General features: G+C 43.9%; 4 protein-coding genes and 1 pseudogene. 3 read left to right on the forward strand and 2 right to left on the reverse strand.

What is annotated here, in order from left to right; all coding sequences use genetic code 11:
• The 3 genes and pseudogenes from AB3112_RS08880 to AB3112_RS08890 all read left to right on the forward strand — a co-directional run.
• A pseudogene (locus AB3112_RS08880) lies at positions 1 to 379 on the forward strand (hypothetical protein); the annotation flags it as partial.
• 29 nt (positions 380 to 408) lie between these two features.
• Positions 409 to 603, forward strand: coding sequence for a hypothetical protein (locus tag AB3112_RS08885; RefSeq protein WP_057909843.1), 195 nt, complete (start codon positions 409 to 411; stop codon positions 601 to 603).
• A gap of 221 nt (positions 604 to 824) precedes the next feature.
• On the forward strand, positions 825 to 1997 hold the full coding sequence (locus tag AB3112_RS08890; protein ID WP_367334323.1) for an MFS transporter: 1173 nt from the start codon (positions 825 to 827) through the stop codon (positions 1995 to 1997).
• Positions 1998 to 2076: 79 nt separating this feature from the next.
• Here the strand turns inward: AB3112_RS08890 and AB3112_RS08895 are convergent, their stop codons facing one another.
• Positions 2077 to 3378: a D-serine ammonia-lyase gene (locus AB3112_RS08895; protein WP_084998898.1), complete on the reverse strand. Its 1302-nt coding sequence runs from the start codon at positions 3376 to 3378 to the stop codon at positions 2077 to 2079.
• A gap of 154 nt (positions 3379 to 3532) precedes the next feature.
• Positions 3533 to 4193 (reverse strand): DUF6612 family protein (locus tag AB3112_RS08900; protein WP_367334324.1); only part of this gene is annotated, 661 nt, incomplete at its 5' end.

The raw sequence follows: 4193 nt of genomic DNA on the forward strand, positions 1-4193 counted from the left end.
ATCAACCTTTCTATTTTCCGGCGGCTACGATGGGATTGCCGACTACCTCGGTCAGTTAAATTACGACGGCCTTTTTCTTGAGTACGACAGCGAGCGGGCCGGTGACTTCACGCCGCTTGATAGGATCTGGAATGGCGACAAGAACAAGCGGATTGTTCTCGGATTAATTACGTCCAAGGCACCAAAATTAGAGGATAAAGATGCCGTCATTAATCGTATCAACCAAGCCAGTGCCAAAGTACCACTTGAAAACCTTGCACTTTCAACTCAGTGCGGCTTTGCTTCAACTGAGGAAGGCAATAAGCTGACCGAGCAGGAACAGTGGGCTAAGTTAAAGCTCGTTCGAGACATTGCCGAAGAAGTTTGGAACGTCGATTAAGCTGCTCATATCCGAAAAGAGGGATTCTCATGGATAAATCTACGCAAAAAAGCAATCGGACACAGACCGTTTATAATCACGAGACCCATTGGCTTGGGCTGGCCCTCGGACTAGGCTTTGGCCTGGCAATTGATGCCTTATCCGGATTTAAAACCGGGACGTTCTTCACATTTGTGGGGATTGTTTTGGGAATGAGCGGCTTGTTGGATTTCAAGAAAAAATGATCGGATCACCTTAAGTTGTCTGCTGGATCAATAAGGCATATACTTTTACCAACATCTTTCAGTAAAAAAGGAATGATCAACATGCTGGCTTGGATTAGTCTGCAACACAGCATTATAGAGTTCAACGCACTTCAGTCATAGTCGAAACTTGGCACGCTACCAAACGGACCGGTACCAAATAACCCGTCTGGCCGTGCTCATCGTAACTGGAGTGCGTTATCATGAAAAATAAATATCCAAGTACCATCGCGAAAGGCTACACATACACATTTTTTTCTTTCTTTGGGATTACTTCGCTGTGGGTCATCTACCTTCAGATGCAAGGATTAACCCTCGTTGAAATTGGTCTTTGTGAGAGTATCTTTCACGTGGCCAGCTTTCTCTTCGAAGTTCCGTCAGGTGTCTTGGCGGATCGATTTTCGTATCGCTTTTCCCTGTTTTGGGGCAGAATCGCAGCGATTCTATCGGCGGTTATTATTTTGATGGCCGATAGTTTTTGGCTGTTTGCGTTAAGTTTTGTCCTTAGCGCGCTTTCTTACAACCTCCAATCAGGGACGATTGACGCGTTGATGTATGATTCGTTGGTGGCACCAAAGCTTACCGATAGATTCCCAAAAGTGATTAGTAATCTCAATGTCGCCATTGAATTTTCCCAAACCTCCGGAGTCGTTATTGCCGGCTTTCTGGTTCACTGGCACTTTGAGCTGACCTACGTCGTGGCAATTATCATTGGTGTATTTGGATTGATTACCGTCTTGTTGATGCAGGAACCAAGGATTCCCAAATCAGTGGAAGCCCCGGAACAAACCATCCGGACAATTGTAATCATGGCCTATCGCACCTTAAAAAACAACCGTCAACTTCGTGGCTTGATGGGCTTCCAGGCACTCTTTGACGGTGTCTGTACCAGTTATTTTTTCTACTTTCAATCGTTAATGGAAACGCACCATTTCTCTGGCACCCTCATTTCACTACTGATGGTCATCTCAGCGGGAATGGATATAATCGGAATCAAATTGACTCCCTGGATCCAAAAACGATTGTCAAAATCAACTCTGGTCATGAGTTTAGGCGCTGCGCTCGTCTGCTTATTACTACTGAGCTGGTTTAACTGGATTCCGGGATTGACCGTCCTGTTTTTAACCTCGCAATTACTGGGCGCCTTAATTGAGCCAATTTTTAGCAGTTATTACAATGAACTCATTGACTCAGAGCAGCGGGCAACCCTGCTGAGTGTTGCGAGCGTTTTGTTTTCAGCTTCAATGATTGTCTTATTCCCACTCACTGGCTGGCTGGTTCAAACTTGGACGTTTTCCATGGGATTTGGCCTTATCGGCTGCATTATTTTACTTTTATTAATCTTAAATAAATCCAAATTGAATTTTGCAAACTAAAAGGGATGGTTCAAGAAGTCGTACACAAGCGATTTCTTGGACCATCCTTTTTGATTTGAGTTTTTAATTAACAATGACTTTACGATTTTAGGAGTGCTTCTCCTTTAGCATGGTCAACACGGCGTTCGCTTTCTGGCATCATACTGCCGCCAGTTGCCCAAACAATATGAGTGGCGTTTTCCGAATTGAAATCAGGCACTTCTGTAATTGCCCGTTCAATGGCGGTAAAGCCTGCAGCAGCTGATGGTTCAACGGTTATATGCTCGGTATCCATTAACTGGGCCTCGTATTTGTAAATTGTGGGGTCTTGGAAAGTCGTGCTGCCAAATAAAAGGGTTCGCATGACTTTGCCGGCGATTCGAGAGGGCCTTCCAACGGCCAAACCATCGGCAGCAGTCTTGCCATCTAAGCCAATATCAAAGACTGAAATCTCGTTGTTCAGCTTGGTCATCATCCCCAAAGTCACTGACGGCACGTGGGTCGGCTCACAGAAAATGGCATGAATATTTTCGCCGATAATTGTTTTTAGCCCAAACGTAACGCCACTTGGGCTTCCACCAACGCCGGCTGGTAAATAAACAACAACCGGATGGTTCTGATCGACTTTAATATTTAAATCATCAAGTTGTTTTTTCAGGCGAACACCCGCGACTGCATAACCAATGAACAGGTCTCGGGACCCCTCGTCGTCAATGAAATGAATCTGATCATCTTTGGCCGCAGCTTCCCGGGCCTTTGGAATAACAGATGAAAAATCAGTGTCCAACTCAACGACATTCACACCATTAGCCCTTAACTTGGCCTTTTTCCATTCCTTGGCATCCCGTGACATATAGACGGTTGTCTTGAAACCAAATGTTGAGGCCGCAATCCCGACGCTTAACGCCAAATTCCCCGTTGAGGCAACCATGACACCATACTGGGCAAAAAGCTGCTTATACTTGGGTGATCGTAAAATTGCATAGTTATCAGTCGGCTTGAGATTGCCCTTTGTCAAAGCCACGTGTTCAGCAAATTTCAGCACTTCATAGATACCACCACGGGATTTAATTGATCCAGAGATTGGCAGTTGACTATCTGCCTTCAAAAAAAGGCTGCCAGCGATAGCCGTTTGATGATCCTGATTAAATAACTGCTTCATCTTGTCCAATCTAATCAGTGGCGACTCAATGATGCCATGCATATTAGCAGTTTCGGGAAAAGCCGCCTCAATGAAGGGCGCAAAACGATCCCAGCGGGCAACCGCATCAAATATCTCTTCTTTAGAAAAAGGAAGGTCAGCAGATTTCCCATAGTCTGGATTCTTCCAAAAAATCGGCTTTTTAGCCATCATTTCTTTTACTTGTGGATACTGGTCGGTCAAGGTCTGTGTATTATCCATATCCGGTTATCTCCTAAATTTTAATTGCTGGTCATATTGTAGCCCTAATCAGTAATTCTGATTGACTGACCCGACAACCTTTACCAAGGTTTAACCATGCTGGCAATTCCGCGTCACATTAAATACAGATAAAACTTATCATCTCCATGATAGGTTACTCATTGACTTGATTGGCACTTGGAGCGTTATTTTTAATGTTTTCGGGCACCTTAAACACCTTAACGCGGTTAACGTTGGTATAAGTTCCATCAATTTGTTCAGAAATTGACTTCTTAGACTTTTTATCCTGATACTGCATATAAATAAAAGTGCTCTGTGGCAAGTGCGTCTTGTTGTCTAACGTGTACTTATAGGTAAACTTCGTAATCTTAACGTTCTGAAGGGCATTTTTTGTGCTTTCACTATGGTTGGCTTCCGCCAAAATGATCTTCTTGGCAACCATCGAGCCCAGTTTGCCAGCCCCAGTATAAGACAGAACATCTGATGTTTTGGTCTTCTGCAGCTTGAGGTCATTTTTTAAATAATCCATCGCCCTGACGGCAGCACTGGCTGTCATTTGGCGGCGAACACTTGTAATCAATGGACTATTCTTTGGTAAGACCTGTTTGGACCAATTATTATCAGCATGAATATAAACGGTCCGACCCTCAATGAAGTAGTCGTAATTTTTGACTAAACCACTGACATTATTTAACTTAGCTTGAACAACCATCGGCTTTAAATGAAATTTGGCCGTGATTTTTCCCGTGTTCGTTTTATTATTTTGGGTATTTTTGGTTACCAAAACAACGTTGCCAGACTTCAGTTTCTTGGCA

Origin of the sequence: Lentilactobacillus sp. (assembly GCF_040773105.1) — a bacterium.
GTDB lineage: Bacteria > Bacillota > Bacilli > Lactobacillales > Lactobacillaceae > Lentilactobacillus > Lentilactobacillus parabuchneri.